This is a genomic window from Falsiroseomonas frigidaquae (assembly GCF_012163145.1).
Classification (GTDB): Bacteria; Pseudomonadota; Alphaproteobacteria; order Acetobacterales; family Acetobacteraceae; genus Falsiroseomonas; species Falsiroseomonas frigidaquae.
Genome location: NZ_JAAVTX010000004.1, coordinates 720,159 through 738,299, shown reverse-complemented (window position 1 = coordinate 738,299; position 18,141 = coordinate 720,159). Strand labels below are relative to the sequence as shown.

Genomic DNA, 18,141 nt, shown 5'->3' with positions numbered 1-18,141 from the left:
AGTCGCCCGGCGGATCGTTAGAAGGTCGCCGATTGGCGACCAAGAAAGTCGCGTACCAGCGCGGCGATCTCCTGATGATGCGTCTCCAGCGCGAAGTGCCCCGCGTCGAGCAGGTGAATTTCGGCGTCCGGGAGGTCCTGCTTGTAAGCGTTGGCGCCGGCGGGAACGAAGGCCGGATCATGGCATCCCCATGCTGCGAGAAGCGGCGGCTGATGCTCGCGGAAATAGGCCTGAAATGCCGGGTACAAGGCCACGTTGCTGCGGTAGTCGAGGATCAGGTCGAGCTGGATCTCCTCGGCCTCCGGACGCGCCATGTAGGCGATGTCCAGTTCATACCCATCAGGCGACAACAGGGTGAGGTCCGATCCTGTGCCATATTGCCAGTTGCGGATCGTCTCCGGCGAAAGGGAAGCCCGGCACGCTTCCCGGTTCGCCTCGTTTGGGACATGCCAATAGGCTTTCCATGCGCCCCATTGATCGCTGAAGCCTTCGACATAGGCATTGCCGTTCTGGGAGATGATCGCGGTGACGCGCTCGGGGTGCTGCATCGCGAGGCGCAGGCCGGTCGGCGCGCCATAGTCGAAGATGTACAAGGCGTAGCGTTCGAGACCGATCGCATCGACGAAGCCGCCGATGACCTCGGCAAGCGCGTCGAAGCTATAGTTGAAATGCCCGCGCTTCGGCGCCTTGGTCTGCCCGAAGCCGGGAAGATCTGGCGCGATCACCCGGTAGCGATCCGCAAGCAGTGGGATCAGGTCACGAAACATGTGGCTGGCGGTCGGAAAGCCATGGAGAAGCAGGAGGACCGGAGCGTCGGCAGGTCCCGCCTCTCTGTAGAACACCTCAACGTCGCTGACCTGCTGTCGCCGGTAATGGATGGTCGCCACGGTTTCACCTCGATCTTTCTGCGATTGTCAGGCCGCAGATGACCGCATACATACCATCTCTCAAGTACTGACCCAGGAGTAAGTATGGCCGGCTTCCCGGAGCCCACCCCAGTCGCTGGCGACGTGATGCTGGCGGAATGCCGGGCGCGGGCCGTGCTGGCGTTGCTCGCGGAGAAATGGGTGTTGCTGGTGATCGAGGCGCTTAGCGAAGGACCCAAGCGCACGAGTGCGCTGAGGCGGCAGATCGGCGGCATCTCCGAGAAAATGTTGATTCAGACATTGCGGCGTCTGGAATCAGTCGGCCTCATCGACCGGCGCGACTACCGCGAAGTCCCGCCAAGGGTGGAATACGCACTCACCGAAAGAGGCTGGTCACTCAGCCCGGTTGTCATCACGCTTGACCGCTGGGTCGAAACACATGCGTTCGACATGCTGCCAACGCCCATAGGTTCTACTTCCCAGGCCTAATACTACTGTGTCATAATATACCTGTGCGATTCGGCGTCGCGTTCGTATGTAGGGTGATTTTCCCCGGAGTGGACGGGGGCGCCCGACGAGCCGTGTCGGGCGCAGCGCCGACCACAAGCCGGTTTCGGCCAAGGACCTCGCCGCTAGTCTGCCCAAGGACGCCGGGCGACTTGGCGCCAGGGCACGAATGCGCCTCTCGCCTCCCGCTTTGCCGCCATCCGCGTTCGCCCCGCCCACCGGGACTACAACGCCGCAACGCCAAGGCCCGAGGAGTGGTGCCTCATCGAATGGCCGATCGGGGAGGCCGAGCCCAGCAAGTTCTGGCTCTCCACCCTGCCGGCCACCACCAGCCGCGTCAGGCTGGTCCGCCACGCGATGCTGCGCTGGCGCATCGAGCGCGACTACCAGGAGCTGAAGCAAGAGATCGGGCTCGGCCACTACGAGGGTTGCGGCTGGCGTGGCTTCCACCACCACGCCACCCTTCGCATCGCCGCCTACGGGCTTTTTGATCGCCGAATGGACGACGATTTCCCCCTCAGCAGAGCCCCGTACTGGAACATGATGCTGCGCGGCAGCGAGTTCGACGTGAAGCACCGCGAACGGCATTTCGCCGAGGCGCGGGCCGCATGAGCGTTCCATCGCGACCCGGCATGGCAGGCCGTCCCGAGGTGACCGCCTTCTACGACAAGCGCACCTCCAGCCTGCAATATGTCGTCGCCGATCCCGCCACGCGGGCCTGCGCCATCATCGACCCGGTGCTCGACTTCGACGAGAAGTCCGGCGCCACCGCCACGCGCTCCGCCGATGCGATGCTGGACTTCATCCGAGAGCAGCGGCTGCGCCTGGACTGGATCCTCGACACGCATCCGCATGCCGACCATTTCTCGGCCGCCGGCTATCTGCACGACACCACGGGTGCCCCGACCGCGATTGGCGAGCATGTCGTCAAGGTGCAGCAACTCTGGAAGCGCCTGTACAATTACCCGGACGGCTTCCCGACCGATGGTAGACAGTCGAGCCGCTTGTTTGCCGATGGCGACCGTTTCCGCATCGGTGATCTCGAGGCCGCGGTGATGTTCTCGCCTGGCCATACCATGGCCTCCATCACCTATGTCATCGGTGACGCCGCCTTCATCCACGATACGCTGTTCATGCCGGATGGCGGCACCGCGCGCGCGGATTTCCCCGGCGGCGATGCGAAGGCCCTGTGGGCCAGCATCCAGCGCATCATCGCGCTGCCCGACGCGACGCGCCTGTTCACCGGCCATGACTACCAGCCCGGCGGCCGCAAGGTCGCGTGGGAAAGCACCGTCGCGCAACAGAAGACGGAAAACGCGCATCTGCGCGGCCAGGACGAGGCGAGCTTCGTGAAGCTGCGGATCGAGCGCGACCGGACCCTGCCCATGCCGAAGCTCATCTTGTCATCGTTGCAGGTGAATATCACCGGCGGCCGCCTGCCGCAGGCGGAAAGCGACGGCCGCCGCAACCTCAAGATTCCGCTGGATGCGCTCGGCGACGCGCCCTGGGACTGAACACGATTCGGAGGACGACATGGCATCCGGCAGCGTCACCCTGCTTCAACTCAATGACGTGCATGGCTACCTGGAACCTCATGCGGAGCCGGTCTGGCACGGCGACCGGATGGCGTTCAGGCGCCTCGGCGGCTATGCGCGCATCGCGACGCTGCTGCGAAGGCTGCGGTCTGAGCGGCCCGGCGCGGTCGTCGCGCTCGACAATGGCGATACCTTCCACGGTACCTATCCGGTAGTCAGCAGCAAGGGCCAGGCGCTGGTGCCGATCCTGAATGCCATTGGGCTGGATGGGATGACGGCGCATTGGGATTTCGCCTATGGCACGCAGCATCTGCGGGCGCTGGCGGCGCAACTCGACTATCCTCTGCTCGCCATCAACTGCTTCGAGAAGGAGGGCGGCGCGCCCGCATTCCCGGAAACGCGGGTGCTGGAACGCGGCGGGCTGCGCGTCGGGGTCATTGGTATCGCCGCGACCATCGTGGACAAGACCATGCCGCCGCATTTCAGCACCGGCGTGCGCCTGACCCTGGGGCAGGATGAACTGCCTGGCCACATCGCACGGCTGCGGCTGCGGGACGGCGCCGATCTCATTGTCGTGCTTTCGCATCTCGGCTTTCCGCAGGACATGAAGCTGGCTGCCGCGGTGCCGGGCATCGACGCGCTGCTCAGTGGCCACACCCACAACCGCATGGCGCAGCCGGCCTTCGTCAACGGAACGCCCATCATCCAGTCCGGCTGCCACGGCGCCTTCGCCGGCCGGCTCGACCTCGATGTAGCGGATGGGAAGGTGGTACGCGTCGCGCATGAACTGATCGCGCTGGATGACAGCTTCCCCGAAGATGCCGCGGTGAAGGCGCTGGTCGATGCCGCGCTGGCGCCGCATCGCGGGATGCTGGAAGAGGTGGTCGGCCACACGGCGCAGCCGCTGCATCGTAACACCATGTTCCACACCCCGATGGACGCTCTGCTGCTCGCTGCCATCGCGGAGGCCGCGGACACCGACCTCGCCTTTTCGAATGGCTGGCGCTACGGCGCGCCGGTACCGCCCGGCCCAGTCACGATGAACGATCTGTGGAACATCATCCCGCCCAACCCGCCGGTATCGGTGGTGGAGCTGACAGGGGCGGAGTTGGTGGCGATGCTGGAGGAGAATCTGGAACGCACTTTCTGCCCGGATCCCTACGGCCAGATGGGCGGCTATGTGAAGCGATGCCGCGGGCTGCGCCTGCACGCCAAGCTGGAAAACCCGTACGGCCAGCGCGTGGAGCGGCTGTTCATCGGCGCGGCGGAGGTGGAGCCAGAACGCAGCTACCGCGCCGCCTATGTCACCGCCCAGGGCGTGCCCGGAAAATTTGGCCGGGATCGCCGCGACCTCGACATCCGCGCCATCGAGGCGCTGCGCCGCTACCTCGCCACCCATGTCGATGCCGCGGTGGAAGCGCCGTCCGCGGTGCTCGCGGTCTGACCCGGCCGCATCAGGGCGCCGGCGCCATGTCGTGCAGGTAGCCGGCGAGGAACTCGCGCGACACCTCGCCAACATGCAGGTGCCGCATGCGGCCATCCGCGTCGAAGAAGAAGGTTGCCGGCAGACCGCGCGACGCGAAATGCCGGGAGACGGCGGAGGTGGAATCCAGCACCACATGCGGCAGGTTCAGACCTGCCTGTGCCAGATAGGCGGCGATGCGCGCGCGGTCCTCCCCCTGGTTCACGAACAGGAAATCGACTCCCGGCGTGGTCCGTGCCACCTCCTGCAGCAGCGGCATCTCCCGTCTGCAGGGCGGGCACCAGGTGGCCCAGAGGTTCAGCATCCGTGGCCGGCCGCCGGTGCTGCCAAGGTCGATCGGAGCCCCGGCCATCTGCGGCAGGATCAGAGCCGGCAGCGGTCGGGGCGGCGCGGCGGTGGCTTCGGCCAGATGCAGTGTGGTGCTCCAGACCAGCAGCCCGGCGGCCAGCGGTGCCACGGCCCAGGCCCGCGCGCTTGTGTCCCGCAGTCGCAGCAGGCTCACCATCGCCAGGACCGGCACCGACCAGGTGAAGGAAAAGCCGCCTTGCCAGAAGGCGAAGGCCCGCAGCGGCTCCATTGCAAAGCTGCCGGCATGTTCGATGACATGGCCCATTCGCGCCGCTGCCACGCCCGTGACGACCGCCAGCATGGCCCAGGAGCCCAGCCGTGGCTCCCGCCGTTCTGCCAGGACCGACGCGACGAGAAGGAAGGCACCGATTCCAAGGATCGCTGCGAAGCGATCCGCCGCCATCACCAGCGGTCCGATCGAGATCACGCCCATGATGCGGCCGTCGCTGGCGTCGTCCCATAAAAATCTTGTCGCAAGGCCGATCCTCCCGCCGATATGCCCGCGCTACCGGACACCGACCTGCGCTATCGCCGGCAGACCTTAAGGTGGCCTTAAGCCAAGCCCGGCAAGCGGACGGCACGAAAGGGTCAAGCATGCGAATCCTGCTGGTCGAGGACGATGAGGTGCTTTCGGACGGAATCCGCGCCGGGTTGTCGCTGCATGGCATTGCGGCGGAGACGGTCGGCACCTGCGAGGATGCGCGCGCCGCCCTGCGGGCCAACAGCTTCAGCGCCGTGGTGCTCGACCTGATGCTGCCGGATGGCTCCGGCCTCTCGGTGTTGAAGGAGCTGCGCGGCCGTGGCGACCGCACGCCGGTGCTGCTGCTGACGGCGCGCGATGCGGTAGGCGACCGCATCGCCGGGCTGGATACTGGTGCCGATGATTATCTCGGCAAGCCCTTCGACCTGGAGGAGGTCGCGGCGCGGCTGCGCGCCATCATCCGGCGGGCGCAGGGCCGCTCTGCCCCGCTGCTCGCCTGGCGTGGCCTGCGCCTCGACCCCGCGCGGCGCAGTCTGGAGAACGAGGGCCGGGCCATCGCCCTGTCGCGGCGCGAATTCGCCATCCTGGAGGCGCTGATGGAGCGTCCGGGCACGATCCTCTCCAAGGACCGGCTGCAGGACCGTCTTTATGGCTGGCAGGAGGAGGTGGAGAGCAACGCGGTGGAGGTGCATGTGCACAATCTCCGCGCCAAGATTGGTCGCGACGCCATTGAGACCGTGCGCGGCGCCGGCTATCGGCTGGGTGGCGAGGGGCCATGAGCTCGATGCGCGCCCGGCTTTTCCTGTTGCTGACGGCGGCCACCGGCCTGGTCTGGCTGTTTGCCGCCGGCTGGATCTGGATCAGCACGCAACGGGAGCTGGACCGTGCGCTGGATGCGCGGCTGGTGGAAGCGGGGCGCATGGTGGCCTCGCTGGTCGCCGGCCAGCGGATCGACCCTGGTGCGGCGGCACAACTGCCGGTAGCGGCGCAAGGCGGCTATGGGCGCCAGCTCTCCTGCCAGATATGGTCACTGGATGGCCGCCTGCTCGGCCGTTCCGCGGATGCGCCGGAGGCGGCACTGACTTCGCTCCGCAGCGGCATCTCCGAAACCGTCATCGACGGCGTCACCTGGCGCGTCTTCGCCATCGAGGATCCGGGCGGGCAGGCGCGCATCCTGGTCGGCGACAACGTCGCCGTGCGGGACCGGCTGGTGCGGGATGTCATCCTCGGCCTGCTGCTGCCGGTGGCGCTGGTGCTGCCGGCGCTGGCGCTGCTGATCTGGCTCGGCGTTGGCCGTGGCCTGGCGCCGCTGCGCCGCATCGCCGGCACGCTGCGCACCCGCGACGTGGAGGATTTGGCGCCGCTCGATCCAGGCTCCGACGCAGCCGAGATCCGCCCGGTGGCGGAGGCACTGAACGGACTATTCCACCGCCTGGCGGCGGCGCGCGAGCGCGAGCGGCAGTTCATCGATTTCGCCGCGCATGAGCTTCGGACGCCCCTGGCCGGGCTGCGGACCCAGGCGCAGGTCGCGCTGGCGGCGCAGGAGCCCGCGATGCGGAGCCAGGCGCTGCGGCAGATCCTGGTCTCGGTCGACCGCACCACGCGGCTGGTGCGGCAGCTTCTCGATCTGTCGCGCCTGGATGCCGAGGCGGCACCGCCGGCGCTCGCCGTGGTCGCACTGGGTGCCTTGGTCGTCGGGCTGCAACAGGCACTGGAAGCGCCCTGCCGAGCGCGCGACATCGTGCTGGAGACCGACGCGGCGATCGACGGGGTCCTCCTGCGTGTCGATGAGCACCTGTTTGCCACGGCCCTTCGCAACCTGGTTGAGAACGCCATTCAGCACACGCCGACCGGCGGTCGCGTGCGGCTTTCGCTGGAGCGCGATGGGACCGCGCTGGCGATCGAGGATGAGGGGGCGGGCATCCCGGCGGAGGAGTTGGCGCTGGTGACGCGGCGCTTCTTCCGCGGCCGCCATCGCAACGGCCTCGGCACCGGCCTTGGCCTGTCCATCGCGGAGCAGGCGCTGCGCCGCTGCGGCGCCGGCTTGCATCTGGCGAACCGAACGGGCGGCGGTCTGCGCGCGGAAATCTTGCTTGGGGCGACGCGGGTCCCGGCCGACGATGCGGCACCTGATGCGGTGCTGCCCACTCCTTTCAGGCAGGTGCCATGACCCTCGCTTTCCTCCGGCGGCCCCTGAAAAGCCTGCTGCTGCACGCCAGCCTGGCGGCGCTGCTCATGCTCGGCGCCGTGCCTGGCCAGGCGGAGGAGGTGATCTCGCCCGGCGCCACCATCCGGCTGCTGCAGGGCGAGGCGGACGCGCAGGGCATGGCGCGCTTCGGGCTGGAGATTGATCTGCAGCCGGGCTGGAAAACCTATTGGCGCACGCCCGGCGAAGGCGGCTTTCCGGCCGAAATCGATACCGCCGCCTCCACCAATGTGACGCGCGCCACGCTGCTGTGGCCGGCGCCGGAGCGGCAGCATTTCCTGGGCTTTGAGACCATCGGCTACGGCGCCGACGTGGTGCTGCCGATCGATGTGCAGCTGGCCGACCCGGGGGCACCGGCTCGCCTCGACCTGCAGGGCGCCGTCTATGTCTGTAGCGATGTCTGCACCCGCGTCGAGATCGCCTTCGCGGCTGAGGTGACGCCCGGCGTCACCGGGCCCGGCGACGCGCGGATCGAGACCTTCCGCGCCCGGGTGCCGGTTGCCCCCGCCGAGGCAGGCCTGGCGCTGGGCGATGCCGGTATCCTGCAGACCCCGGAAGGCCCCGCGCTGCGCGTGGTGGCGACCGGCGCGACGGCATTCGGCACGCCAGACCTGTTCGTCGAGACCGACCCGCCGATCGCGTTCGGCGCCCCCCGGCTGCGCTTCACCGACGACCGGCGCCGCGTGGAGATGATCGCGCCGCTCACCGCCCCGCTGCCGCCCGGCGTGGCGCTGGAGGGGCTGCTCGCAGGGCTGACCCTGGTGGATGGCGCGCGCGCCGTGATGGCGGAGGCGCGGCTCGCTGCGCTGCCAGCGGGCGATACCGGCGGCTTCGTGGCCGAGGCGGCCGGCGTCGGGCTGCTGGCCATGCTGGCGACGGCGCTGCTGGGCGGGCTGATCTTGAACCTGATGCCCTGCGTGCTGCCGGTGCTGTCGCTGAAGCTGGTCTCCCTCGCGCGGCAGGGCGGCGCGGCGCCGCGCGCCATCCGGCTGGGCTTCCTGGCCTCGGCGGCCGGCATCGTCGCCTCTTTCCTCGTGCTGGCCTCCGCCATGGTCGGGCTGAAGGCGGCCGGCGCGGCGGTGGGTTGGGGCATCCAGTTCCAGCAGCCGGTCTTCCTGGTGCTGCTGGTCACACTGCTGACGCTGTTCGCGGTGAACCTGCTGGGCGGCTTCGAGATTCCGCTGCCTCGCGCCCTGGCCGACCGGCTGAACGGCGGCCGGCAGGGACAGGGCGGTTCGCTGGCCGGGCATTTCGCCACTGGGGCCTTCGCCACGCTGCTGGCGACGCCCTGTTCGGCGCCCTTCCTGGGTACTGCGGTGGGCTTCGCGCTGGCCCAGGGGCCGGCCGAGATCTACCTGGTGTTCACGGCCCTCGGTCTGGGCCTGGGCCTGCCCTACCTTCTCGTCGCCGCCTTCCCTGGCGTGGCCGCGCGGCTGCCGCGGCCGGGGCGCTGGATGCTGGTGCTTCGCCGGCTGCTGGCGGTGCCGCTGCTGCTGACCGCCGCCTGGCTGCTGGCGGTGCTGGCGGCGCAGGCTGGGGCGCTCACGGCGCTGCTGGTTGCGTTGCTGATGCTCGCATTAGGCCTGATGCTCGCCAGCAGGCAGTCGGCGGTGGGGCGGCAGCGCCTCGCCAGCTTTTCGGCGGTGGCGCTGGCCGCGGCGGCATTGCTGGCGCCGCTGGCCGCCACCGCGCCGCCCGCCACCCCGGATGCGGCTCCCCGCGCCGTCGCCGGCCTGGACTGGACCCACTTCGACACCACCGAAATCACCCGCCGCGTCGCCGGCGGCGAGGTGGTGTTCGTCGAGGTCACCGCCGATTGGTGCATCACCTGTAAGGTCAATGAACGGGTTGTGCTGGCCGACGCCACGGTGCGCGAACGCCTGGCGGCTGCCGGCGTCGCGCCGATGCTGGCCGACTGGACCCGGCCCGACCCCGCCATCACCGCCTATCTCCAGAGCTTCGGCCGCTACGGCATTCCCTTCACCGCCGTCTACGGACCCGCGGCGCCGGACGGCATCGTGCTGCCGGAACTGCTGTCCCGGGCGCGGGTGCTGGAGGCGCTGGACGCCGCCGCGGGTGCCGGCCCGCAGGCGGCCGCGCTGATCTCACGACAAAGCAGAGGATCCCAGCCATGACGCTGACGTTCAATCGACGGACCGCCGGAATGCTCGGCCTGACGGGCCTCGCAATCGGCGGCGGCATCTTCGCCCGCAAGTTCTTCTTTGGCGCCGCCGAGGGCCGCGAAGACCGGGAGCAGGCCGCAGCGGCCGCGGAGGCGCTGTTCCGCGATCCACGCGACCCCGTGCTCGGCAATCCGGCCGGCGGGCTCACCATCGTCGAGTTCTACGACTACCGCTGCCCCTACTGCATCCGGATGCACGCGCTGACGGAGATGCTGCTGTCGGAGGATCGCGATATCCGCTTGGTCGCCAAGCAATGGCCGGTCTTCGGCGGGCCTTCGGTCGGCGCCGCGCGGACGGCGCTGGCGGCCCATCTGCAGGGCCGCTTCGCGCCGGTGAATGATGCCTTGTTCAAGGTCGGCCGGCAGCTCGACGATTCCAAAATCCGCGCGGCGGCGGAGGAGGGTGGGTTGGACCTGGCGCGGATGGACGCGGACCTTTCGGCCCAAGGCGGCGAGATAGAGCAGAGCCTGGGGCGCGTCGCCATGCAGGCCCTGTCGATTGGGTTGCAAGGCACGCCTGCCTTCATCATCGGGTCGTATCTCGTGCCGGGCGCTATGACCTACGAGAACCTGGTGGAGACGGTAGCCAAGGCCCGCGGTCGAACCGCGCAGCAATAGTGCCGAGCCGAGCCAGCGCGAACATCGCACGCGGCACCTCCGCCATGCTGCACGCAAGGCTCGCCTGTCGGCGGCTTCACTCGGGGCCTACTGCCTCATCGATCGAAAGGATCTTCGCATGAGTTCTTCCGATAATGTCGCACATGGCCGCCGTGCTATGCTCCAAGGCGCAGCAGGCCTGCGCTACGACGCTGTCCATAGCGCGTGTCGCGGCCGCGCAGAAGACCGCGCCGATCCGCGTCTTCGGTCCCGGCGGGCCCGCCCCGGCCATGCGCGCCGCGGCTGAGGCCTTTCGCGCCGCCCAGCGCGTGCCGGTCGAGGTCATCGCTGGCCCTACACCGGGCTGGGCCGGGCGCGTGGCCCGAGAGGCCGATCTCGTTTTCTCCGGCGCCGAATACATGAAGGACGATTTCATGGCGCAGTTCCGCGACCTGCTGGAGGCTGCGACCCGCACCACGCTGTTCGTCCGGCCCGCCGCACTGCTCGTGCGGGTCGGCAATCCGCGCACCATCACCGGCCTGCGGGACTTGCTGTCGCGTCCACCGGGGCAGGCGTGCATCCTGGCCACCGGCGCCGTCGAACACGCGCACGAAGAGCCGACCGCCCGAAGCGCTACTCGTCAGCCAGTGTGCCAGCGCGAATTCCGCCGCCTGGGACGTGTCGAGCATCCAGCCCAGCCCACGGTTCGCCGCCAGCGTCACGGCGCGATCAGTCGGCGTCAAGTCAGTCAGCCCGTTGAAGCAGAAATCCGCCATGAAGGTTGTGGTGGTGGTGGAGGTGGCGATCGTGATCAGCCCTTCAACGCCGACCTCGGTCGCCGACTGCCGGAAGGCCGCGGCCCGAGTGTTCGGCACGCCGGCCAGGAAGCGCTGGAACCGCGACGCCGGCGCCCGATGCCGGTTGATCACCACATTGCCGTGTAGTCGATGCCCACCATGTAGGTGTTGGTCCAGGCGATGTCGTACTCGCAGTCTTGCGCCCCGGCGGTGTGCCGTGCCGCCAGCGGCGATCAGGCTTCCATGCGCATGTTGCGCGCGATGATGGCGCTGCCCGAGGTCTGGTTCAGGAAGGGGATGGCGATGTTGCTGCCGGCCTGGCGGAGCTCGAAGTTCGGCGCGTCGAAGACGTGGCGGTTGTGGTTGGAATAGACGCCGACCGCATTGCCGAAGCGCACGCCAAACCGGTCCTGCAAGGCATTCACGCCGGTGGCCTGGGCGAAGTGGCCGCCATAGTAGCGGATCGAGGTGTTCCAGGCCGTGGCCGTCGCGCACCAGATGTCGAGGCCGATGCGGTTGTTGACGATGCGACCCAGCGTGAAGGTGCTGTCCTCCACCCCGCGCCATCTCCCAGCGTGCGCATGCCGATGGTGAAGCCCTCCACCCGTCGCAGCTCGATCTGCGGGGCACCGACGTTGCGCACGGTGATGCCGATGTCGGCCTCGGAGGGCCAGTCCGACAGCGTCTGCCGGATGACGTTCAGCCCGGTGTAGAGCTTCTCGGCGTTGCGGGCGGTCAGGACCCGCGGGGATCAGTGCGTCGAGCGGCGCTGCCGGCGGCGAGGCCCATGCGCAGGGCCAGCAGCAGTTCGACGGCAGCCCAGCCGGAGGCGCCCATCTCGCGGGCGGTGGTCAGCGCCGCCGGCATGTCGAGATCAAGGCCCGCCATGGTCGCCGTGGCGCAGGTGGTGCCGGCGGACCAAGCTGCAGCGCCCTCGACGCTGGCAGAGGCATGCGCGGCGTAGGGGCAGGCGAGGCCGCAGTCGCGATCGAGCGCCGCGCAGCCGCGGCAGTAGTCAGTTCCCTGGCCGAAGTGCCATTCGGCCCGGACCCTTAGCCGTTTCCCTCCAGGGCCACGGCGGCAACCGGGCCGATGGCGCGATCCCAGAAGGCAGCAGCCATCTCGTCGATGTCCATCAGCCGCTCGACAGCCTCGGGCGAGAGCGGCAGCGGCTTGCCGGCGGCGTCGCCGACACCCTCCCAGGCGGTGACGGCGTGGCGGGCCAGCGCCTTGACCAGGAAGGCGAAGGCCATGCCGCGCGCCATGTCGGGGTCGAGGTCGGCCTCCGCGGCCCGCACCGCGCCGAGGCGGCGGGCGGAGCCGGCCTCGGCGGCGGCCATGACGGCGGTGTTGACGGGGCGGATTTCCACGCGCACGCCGCGCGGCAGGTCGAGGGTGAGCATCAGATTCTCCGCTGGATTGCATTTGGTGCTGCGCCGTCGCGCAGCACGGCGGCAGAGGAAAGTCAGGCATTACGCTGAGCCAGGACAGGACCCTCACTCGATGGAAGCCTGGGTGTTCCAGACGTAACGCAGCGCGGAGGCCGGTCGCGCTACAGAGGATTGGGCGATACCTCGTCCCGAAGGATCGATGGATGCGCCTCCTCCAGGTCGTCGTGCTTGTACTTCTTGCCGCCTGTGTTCCGGCCCGGGCCGAGAATGGGGTCGTGGGGTTCGCGGTAATCGCGGTGCCGAACGGCACGGCCGCCCCGATTGAAACTGCCCTGTGGTACCCGGCGGAGAGTGTGACGCCACGTGCCACACGGCTCGACGTCTTGAGCCAGGATCTAGCGCCGGGGGCCCCGGTGCAGGGCCGCAACCTGCCACTCATCGTCATCTCGCATGGCAGCAGCAGCTCGTTCACCGGACATGTGGACACGGCCTTCGCCCTTGCCCAGGCAGGCTTCGTCGTAGCCGCACCGACCCACACTGGCGACAACACGCGCGACCGCAGCGGCGCCGCTGATCTTGGCGCCCGCACGCGCCAATTCGCGGCGGTGATTGACTACGTTGCGGACCATTGGGATCCCGGTGCCGTGAATCCCGACCGGATTGGCGCCTTCGGTTATTCGGCTGGCGCCTTCACTGTGCTGGTGGCGGCGGGCGGAACACCGGATCGCAGCCGGGTCGTAGTGCATTGCGCGGAGCATCCCAGTTTCTTCGAGTGCCGGTTGATCGCCGCCGCAACGCCCTCCATCACACCGCCGGTCTTGACGCGCGCGCCGCGCGCACTGCGTGCGTTGGTCTTAGCCGCGCCGGCGCTCGGCTACACCTTCGGCCCCGGATCCTTGGCCGAACTGACCATGCCCGTGCAGCTCTGGCAGGCGGAGGAGGATGCCATACTGCCTGCGCCACACTATGCGGAACCTGTGCGAGCCGCCCTGCCTCGGGCGCCGGAGTTCCACAGGGTGGCCGGTGCCGGACATTTTGACTTCATGGCACCCTGCCCGGAGGGGCTGGCCCGCGTCGCGCCGGCGATCTGCGAGAACAGGCCAGGCTTTGACCGAGCTGTGTTTCATGCGCGATTCAACGCCGAGATGGTGCGATTCATGACGGATGCACTACGGCCGTGAGCCTCGCCGCCAAGAAGTTAGGAATCCGACTTTCGTTCTGGACGAATCCTCAGGGTGCCTCGCCAATCCTAGGTATACTCTGGCCCCGCCTGCTGGTTCCGCAGCACCGCCGTCATCATCCGCGTCGCAGTCGCGTTGAACGCCGCCCGGAAGTCAAAGCTGGCCTCGAGCCCGGCCGGCCCCTCGATCGGCGTCTTGGCCGCCGCGAGATTGACCTCGTGCAGCGTGATCGTCAGGCTGCGGTTGGCATCGATGGTGAAGGCCAGGGCGGATTCCGCCGAGGTGCCGGCCTGTGCCTGCGCCAACAGCGTGGTGTTCACGAAGCGCACCGTGATCTGGCCCGTGCAACGCGCGATGCCAGGATCCACGCCTTCGACGCGACGATCGGCACGGATGGTGCGCACCGCCTCCATTCCGTTCGCATAGGTCAGCCGGGCGCCGGTGACTTGCGCCAGCGCGGAGCCGCTGCGCGTGATGCTGCCCTGCGCCTTGTTGAAGGCGGTGTACGCCGCGCTGGTTGGTGTGCCGCCTGACGTGGCGACGGTGCGCACCGAGCCCTGGCCCAGCAGCCGAAGGTCGCCGTCGCCGCGCCGGTCGGCGTGAAGTCCATCTCCAGCGTGTCGACACGCACGCCGGTGCAGACGTCGAAGGACGGTGCGTCCGGGTTGCCGATCTCCATCGCGTCGCTAGGCAGCGACGCCGCGCCCGAGGCGAAGGTGTGGATGAAGTTGGTCGTGCCAGTACACTCCACCGCCAGGTAGCGCCTGCATGCGAACCCCAACAGGAAGGGACTCGCATGACCAGACGATCGACCGCCGCGCCCGTGCCGGCGCCCACCATCCCGAAGATCCCGCCGACGCAGGTACTGAGTCGCCTCGCCGCGCTGCAGGCGGCGCCGACGACCACGCTGAAGCAGCAGTGTGGCCTGCTGCCGGTTTGGTGGACACCTGGATAAGGTTTTCACCCGATCGGAGGCCCTGGGATGGGACGAAGGACGTTCAGCCGCGAGTCCAAGCTCGAGGCGGTAAAGTTGGTCAGAGATCGCGGGGTTGCGGTGGCTCAGGCCTGTCGCGACCTCGAGATCGCGGAGAGCGTGCTGCGCCGCTGGATGCGGGAGACCGAGGCGGACCCGCGACACGCCTTTCCTGGCCATGGCCAGGTAAAGCCTGAGCAGCAGGAGATTGGCCGTCTCCGGCGGGAGGTCGCCAAGCTCAAGGCAGAGCGTGACATCCTAAAAAAGGCCGCGGCCTACTTCGCGAGAGATGCGACAAGAGGTTCGCCTTCATCGCGAAGCACAAGGGTATCTGGCCGCTGTCCTGGCTGTGCTCGGCGCTGGGTGTATCGCGCTCCGGCTTCCATGCCTGGCTGACCCCCAAGCCGAGCCAACGCGCCCTCGACGACGAGCGGGTTGGCGCGATGGCCCGCACCAGCTTTCTGGCGAGCGACCGGACCTATGGTGCCCGCCGCGTCTGGCACGACGTCCTGGCGGACGGCGTCAATTGCGGGCTGCACAAGATCGAGCGGCTGATGCGCCAGGGCGCGCCTCGGGCCAGGCCGCGGCGACGTGGCCTGCCGCCGGACAGGGGCGAGCGGGCATCAGGCGTCGTCCCAGCCAACATCCTGGACCGCCAGTTCCAGGCGGAGGCTCCGAACCAGAAGTGGGTGGCCGACTTCACCTATATCTGGACCGCGGAGGGCTGGCTCTATGTCGCAGTCGTCATCGACCTTTTCTCACGCCGCGTCGTGGGGTGGTCGATGAGTGCCACGATGGCGGCGCAGCTAGTCACCGATGCCCTGGTTATGGCCATCTGGCGACGTGGCAGGCCAAGAGCCCTCCTGCACCATTCGGACAGGGGCAGCCAGTACAGCAGCGAGGGCTTCCAGCGGCTGATGGCCGACCACGGCGTCACCTGCTCGATGAGCAGATCGGGCGATGTGTGGGACAACGCCGCGATGGAGAGCTTCTTCTCATCGTTGAAGACCGAGCGCCTTGCTCGCAAGATCTACCGTACTCGCGACGCCGCCTGGGCAGAAGTGTTCGACTACATCGAGCGGTTCTACAATCCGACGCGACGTCACTCGGCCATCGGCTATCTCAGCCCCGTGGCGTTCGAGCGCTTGGCCAGTTCAGGCTAAACTGGGTGTCCAGCGAACCGCCAGCAGGCCAGACGATGCAGCCCGGCATGACGGTCTCCGCCGTCGCCCGGCTCCATGGCGTGTCCCCCAGCCTTCTCTTCGGGTGGAGGCGACGCATGACCGAGGGTGGCCTGGAGGCGGTCAGGGCTGACGAGGACGTGGTGGCCGCGAGCCGTGTCCGCGAGCTCGAGGCGAAGGTGCGTGAGTTGGAGCGCCTCCTCGGCCGCAAGACCATGGAAACCGAGATCCTCCGCGAGGCCCTGGAAGCCGCACGCCCAAAAAAACAGGCGTTGCGCTTGCCGTCGCCGCCACGGGGCGGTTCCCGGTGAAGGCCGTGGCCGACACACTCGGCGTCGCCAGGTCCAACTTGGTCGAGGAACTCCGGCGCCCCGACCGGCCGCGGCGTGGCCCCTACCGCCGTGCCGAGGACGAGGCCGTGCTGGCCGAGATCCGAGCAATCACCGACGCTCGCCCGACCTACGGCTACCGGCGCGTCACCGCCCTGCTGAACCGCTCCAGGCGCAGCTCCGACGAGCCCCTGATCAATCACAAGCGCATCTTCCGGCTGATGCGCCTCTCCTCATGGCTGCTTCAGCCCCACACCGGCAGGCGCCGATCCGCGCCCATGAGGGCACCGTCGTCGCCCTCGCCTCCACCCAGTTGGCGGCTCAGCGGCGAGAGCGAAGCCTGCGATCGCTGTATTGCTGCTCTGACGGCGTGCGTGGTCGTGGGGCTGCCGTGACGAACCTGGCCCATAGTGCCTCCTTCCACTCGTTCGAAAGGATCGCACCATCAAACCGTGGGACCAAACACCTAGCCAAGTTTCGTTCGGTATAAGCCGAACCCTGTCCCCGCCTCCCAAACACCTATCCAAATCACCGCATTCCAAGCCGCCTCGGAGAACCACTCCGAAGGCGGCTTTCTTGCGTCCGGATAGTGCCGCAAATCGCCCGACCGTGGGTTCGCCGCGAACCGGGTGGCTCCTGGCGTCGCGGGCCTATCGCATCCCTGGCCGGAACCGCGGGGAACACGTCAATCTCAATGAGGCCTGCTCTCTATCCCTCCATGCCGGGCGATGAACACGGTCTGGTCATCCAGCTTCGTGGTGCCGTCGCGCAGCGCGATGGCGCAGGCCAGCGTCGGATCGGCATAGCGCAGATGCGCCGCCGCATAGGCTTCCGCAGCCCGGCTCACGCCATCGCTGTGCAGCAACAGCGCCTCGCCGGCCTTCCAGGGCATGCGGCGCCGACCTGGCGTGCCAAGACGACCGCCGACCACCCCCCAACTGCTATGCAGCCGCCGGATGCCGTCCCCGCCGATGATGGCGCCCGCGATGTTCCCGACGCCTGCGAATTCCACGGCATCGGCTTCGAGCCGGGCGACAAATGCCACCGCGCCGCGGGTGCCGCGCAGCGCCTCGTGCATGGCGTGCAGCAGGTGGAGCGGGTCCGGATCTCCGTGCATCACGCTGGCCTCCGCCCGCCGCGCCGCCAGCGAGGCCTCCGGCCCGTGGCCCAGCCCGTCGAGAACGACCACGAGCCCGTCCGGCCGCACCATCCAGCCATCGCCGCACTGTTCCATTCCGGCCATTGCGAGCATCACGGCCCCGACACCGGGCCCGGCCCGTCCCGCCTCCTCATCGCCTTCCGCCGAGACGCGCGCGAGGATGGCGGTGCCGAGGCCGGGTCTTGAGTGGATGTCGAAGGCGTCGCTGAGCCGCCGCACCGCGCCGAGCCCTTCGCCGCGCCCCGGCCCTCCACTGGCGCCATCCCGCAGCGCCACTGCGATATCCGCCATGCCAGGCCCGCGGTCGAGGCAGAGGCACTCCACCCCGGCGCGCCCATCGATCCTGCGGAACAGCATGGTGCCCCCGGCGGAAGCGTGACGCACCAGATTGGTGGCCAGTTCCGTAGCGATAAGCGCGACGCGCTCCCGCTGCGTCGGCGACAGGGTCGTGCCTTCGCACATCGCGCGGCCGGTGTTGCGTGCCTCCAGAACATCTGGCGCCAGGGCCACGGTCACCGCCAGGTGCTGGTGGTCGGGTCGTGCTACCGCTTCCATATGGCGATCACGACGCGTGTGCCCCGTCCCGGCGTGGAATCGATGGCGAATTCATGCACCAGCCGGCGGCTTCCCGGCAGGCCGAGACCCATGCCACGCGAACTGCTGAAGCCATCCTGCATCGCTCGGTCGATGTCGGTGATGCCCGGGCCGCTATCGGTGAAGCTGATGCGGATGCCGCTGCGGGGCAGACCCTCGATGGTGTCGATCCGGGCCTCGCCCTTGCCGGCATGGACCAGGATGTTGCGCGCGAGTTCGCTGCTGGCGGTCAGGAGCTTGGTCTTCTCGACCAGGCCGAGGCCGATCAGTCCCGCCGCCCCGGTGACCGCGCGCTGCACCGCGACCAGGCTCACCGCGGTTTCGATGGGAA

At 68.6% G+C, this 18,141-nt stretch carries 20 protein-coding genes and 3 pseudogenes; 14 read left to right on the top strand and 9 right to left on the bottom strand.

Going from position 1 to position 18,141, the window contains the following annotated elements; translation table 11 throughout:
- Positions 1-17: 17 nt before the first annotated feature.
- Positions 18-887: an alpha/beta fold hydrolase gene (locus HB662_RS16210; RefSeq protein ID WP_168050826.1), complete on the bottom strand. Its 870-nt coding sequence runs from the start codon at positions 885-887 to the stop codon at positions 18-20.
- A gap of 84 nt (positions 888-971) precedes the next feature.
- Here HB662_RS16210 and HB662_RS16205 point away from each other — a divergent pair, with 84 nt between their 5' ends.
- The 4 genes and pseudogenes from HB662_RS16205 (at position 972) to HB662_RS16190 (ending at position 4,352) form a co-directional block, all read left to right on the top strand.
- Positions 972-1,355: a winged helix-turn-helix transcriptional regulator gene (locus HB662_RS16205; RefSeq protein ID WP_168050825.1), complete on the top strand. Its 384-nt coding sequence runs from the start codon at positions 972-974 to the stop codon at positions 1,353-1,355.
- Between the two features lie 70 nt (positions 1,356-1,425).
- A pseudogene (locus HB662_RS29275) lies at positions 1,426-1,856 on the top strand (IS701 family transposase); the annotation flags it as partial.
- Between the two features lie 125 nt (positions 1,857-1,981).
- Positions 1,982-2,887: an MBL fold metallo-hydrolase gene (locus HB662_RS16195; protein WP_168050824.1), complete on the top strand. Its 906-nt coding sequence runs from the start codon at positions 1,982-1,984 to the stop codon at positions 2,885-2,887.
- A gap of 19 nt (positions 2,888-2,906) precedes the next feature.
- Positions 2,907-4,352, top strand: coding sequence for a bifunctional metallophosphatase/5'-nucleotidase (locus HB662_RS16190; protein WP_168050823.1), 1,446 nt, complete (start codon positions 2,907-2,909; stop codon positions 4,350-4,352).
- Between the two features lie 10 nt (positions 4,353-4,362).
- On the opposite strand, the gene HB662_RS29270 is transcribed toward HB662_RS16190, so the two are convergent.
- Positions 4,363-5,166 (bottom strand): prolipoprotein diacylglyceryl transferase family protein, encoded by an 804-nt coding sequence (locus HB662_RS29270; protein WP_168050822.1) that lies wholly within the window; start codon positions 5,164-5,166, stop codon positions 4,363-4,365.
- A gap of 167 nt (positions 5,167-5,333) precedes the next feature.
- Between HB662_RS29270 and HB662_RS16180 the strand changes: the two genes are divergently transcribed.
- From HB662_RS16180 to HB662_RS16160, 5 genes are all read left to right on the top strand, one after another.
- Positions 5,334-5,999 carry a winged helix-turn-helix domain-containing protein gene (locus HB662_RS16180; RefSeq protein ID WP_168050821.1) on the top strand — a complete coding sequence of 222 codons (666 nt, stop codon included), beginning with the start codon at positions 5,334-5,336 and terminating at the stop codon, positions 5,997-5,999.
- Positions 5,996-7,390, top strand: coding sequence for an ATP-binding protein (locus HB662_RS16175; RefSeq protein WP_168050820.1), 1,395 nt, complete (start codon positions 5,996-5,998; stop codon positions 7,388-7,390). Before HB662_RS16180 ends, HB662_RS16175 begins: the two co-directional genes overlap by 4 nt.
- Positions 7,387-9,561 carry a protein-disulfide reductase DsbD family protein gene (locus HB662_RS16170; RefSeq protein WP_168050819.1) on the top strand — a complete coding sequence of 725 codons (2,175 nt, stop codon included), beginning with the start codon at positions 7,387-7,389 and terminating at the stop codon, positions 9,559-9,561. Before HB662_RS16175 ends, HB662_RS16170 begins: the two co-directional genes overlap by 4 nt.
- On the top strand, positions 9,558-10,226 hold the full coding sequence (locus HB662_RS16165; protein WP_168050818.1) for a DsbA family protein: 669 nt from the start codon (positions 9,558-9,560) through the stop codon (positions 10,224-10,226). Before HB662_RS16170 ends, HB662_RS16165 begins: the two co-directional genes overlap by 4 nt.
- A gap of 134 nt (positions 10,227-10,360) precedes the next feature.
- Positions 10,361-11,149, top strand: coding sequence for a substrate-binding domain-containing protein (locus HB662_RS16160; protein WP_168050817.1), 789 nt, complete (start codon positions 10,361-10,363; stop codon positions 11,147-11,149).
- Between the two features lie 86 nt (positions 11,150-11,235).
- On the opposite strand, the gene HB662_RS16155 is transcribed toward HB662_RS16160, so the two are convergent.
- The 3 genes from HB662_RS16155 to HB662_RS16145 all read right to left on the bottom strand — a co-directional run bounded on the left by HB662_RS16155 (position 11,236) and on the right by HB662_RS16145 (position 12,405).
- A complete protein-coding gene (locus HB662_RS16155; RefSeq protein WP_168050816.1) occupies positions 11,236-11,559 on the bottom strand; it encodes a hypothetical protein in 324 nt (107 codons plus the stop codon).
- A gap of 178 nt (positions 11,560-11,737) precedes the next feature.
- The gene (locus tag HB662_RS16150; RefSeq protein ID WP_168050815.1) at positions 11,738-11,890 is read right to left on the bottom strand and encodes a hypothetical protein; all 153 of its coding nucleotides are present in this window, start codon (positions 11,888-11,890) and stop codon (positions 11,738-11,740) included.
- A gap of 164 nt (positions 11,891-12,054) precedes the next feature.
- Positions 12,055-12,405: a hypothetical protein gene (locus tag HB662_RS16145; protein WP_168050814.1), complete on the bottom strand. Its 351-nt coding sequence runs from the start codon at positions 12,403-12,405 to the stop codon at positions 12,055-12,057.
- Positions 12,406-12,596: 191 nt separating this feature from the next.
- Between HB662_RS16145 and HB662_RS16140 the strand changes: the two genes are divergently transcribed.
- A complete protein-coding gene (locus HB662_RS16140; RefSeq protein ID WP_168050813.1) occupies positions 12,597-13,574 on the top strand; it encodes an alpha/beta hydrolase family protein in 978 nt (325 codons plus the stop codon).
- 68 nt (positions 13,575-13,642) lie between these two features.
- Here HB662_RS16140 and HB662_RS16135 read toward each other — a convergent pair whose 3' ends face one another.
- Positions 13,643-14,125 carry a phage tail tube protein gene (locus HB662_RS16135; protein ID WP_342449521.1) on the bottom strand — a complete coding sequence of 161 codons (483 nt, stop codon included), beginning with the start codon at positions 14,123-14,125 and terminating at the stop codon, positions 13,643-13,645.
- A 245-nt stretch (positions 14,126-14,370) separates the two neighbouring features.
- Between HB662_RS16135 and HB662_RS16130 the strand changes: the two genes are divergently transcribed.
- The 4 genes and pseudogenes from HB662_RS16130 to HB662_RS30070 form a co-directional block, all read left to right on the top strand.
- On the top strand, positions 14,371-14,529 hold the full coding sequence (locus tag HB662_RS16130; protein WP_209443305.1) for a hypothetical protein: 159 nt from the start codon (positions 14,371-14,373) through the stop codon (positions 14,527-14,529).
- 27 nt (positions 14,530-14,556) lie between these two features.
- Positions 14,557-15,710, top strand: a protein-coding gene (locus HB662_RS16125; RefSeq protein ID WP_168050812.1) for an IS3 family transposase whose coding sequence is annotated in 2 segments (ribosomal slippage) — positions 14,557-14,806 and positions 14,806-15,710 — 1,155 coding nt in all. Because the reading frame shifts where the segments join, the coding sequence is not laid out codon by codon here.
- A gap of 35 nt (positions 15,711-15,745) precedes the next feature.
- Positions 15,746-16,039, top strand: a complete 294-nt coding sequence (locus HB662_RS30075; RefSeq protein ID WP_408871632.1) for a transposase — start codon at positions 15,746-15,748, stop codon at positions 16,037-16,039.
- Positions 16,036-16,275: pseudogene (locus HB662_RS30070) on the top strand (IS3 family transposase); the annotation flags it as partial. The gene HB662_RS30075 and the pseudogene HB662_RS30070, both read left to right, overlap by 4 nt.
- 89 nt (positions 16,276-16,364) lie before the next feature.
- Here HB662_RS30070 and HB662_RS29260 read toward each other — a convergent pair.
- From HB662_RS29260 to HB662_RS16105, 3 genes and pseudogenes are all read right to left on the bottom strand, one after another.
- A pseudogene (locus HB662_RS29260) lies at positions 16,365-16,466 on the bottom strand (IS481 family transposase); the annotation flags it as partial.
- A gap of 282 nt (positions 16,467-16,748) precedes the next feature.
- A complete protein-coding gene (locus HB662_RS16110; protein WP_168050810.1) occupies positions 16,749-17,771 on the bottom strand; it encodes an ATP-binding protein in 1,023 nt (340 codons plus the stop codon).
- Entirely contained in the window at positions 17,759-18,124 is a 366-nt protein-coding gene (locus HB662_RS16105; RefSeq protein WP_209443303.1) for an anti-sigma regulatory factor, read from the bottom strand. Before HB662_RS16105 ends, HB662_RS16110 begins: the two co-directional genes overlap by 13 nt.
- Positions 18,125-18,141 lie beyond the last annotated feature (17 nt).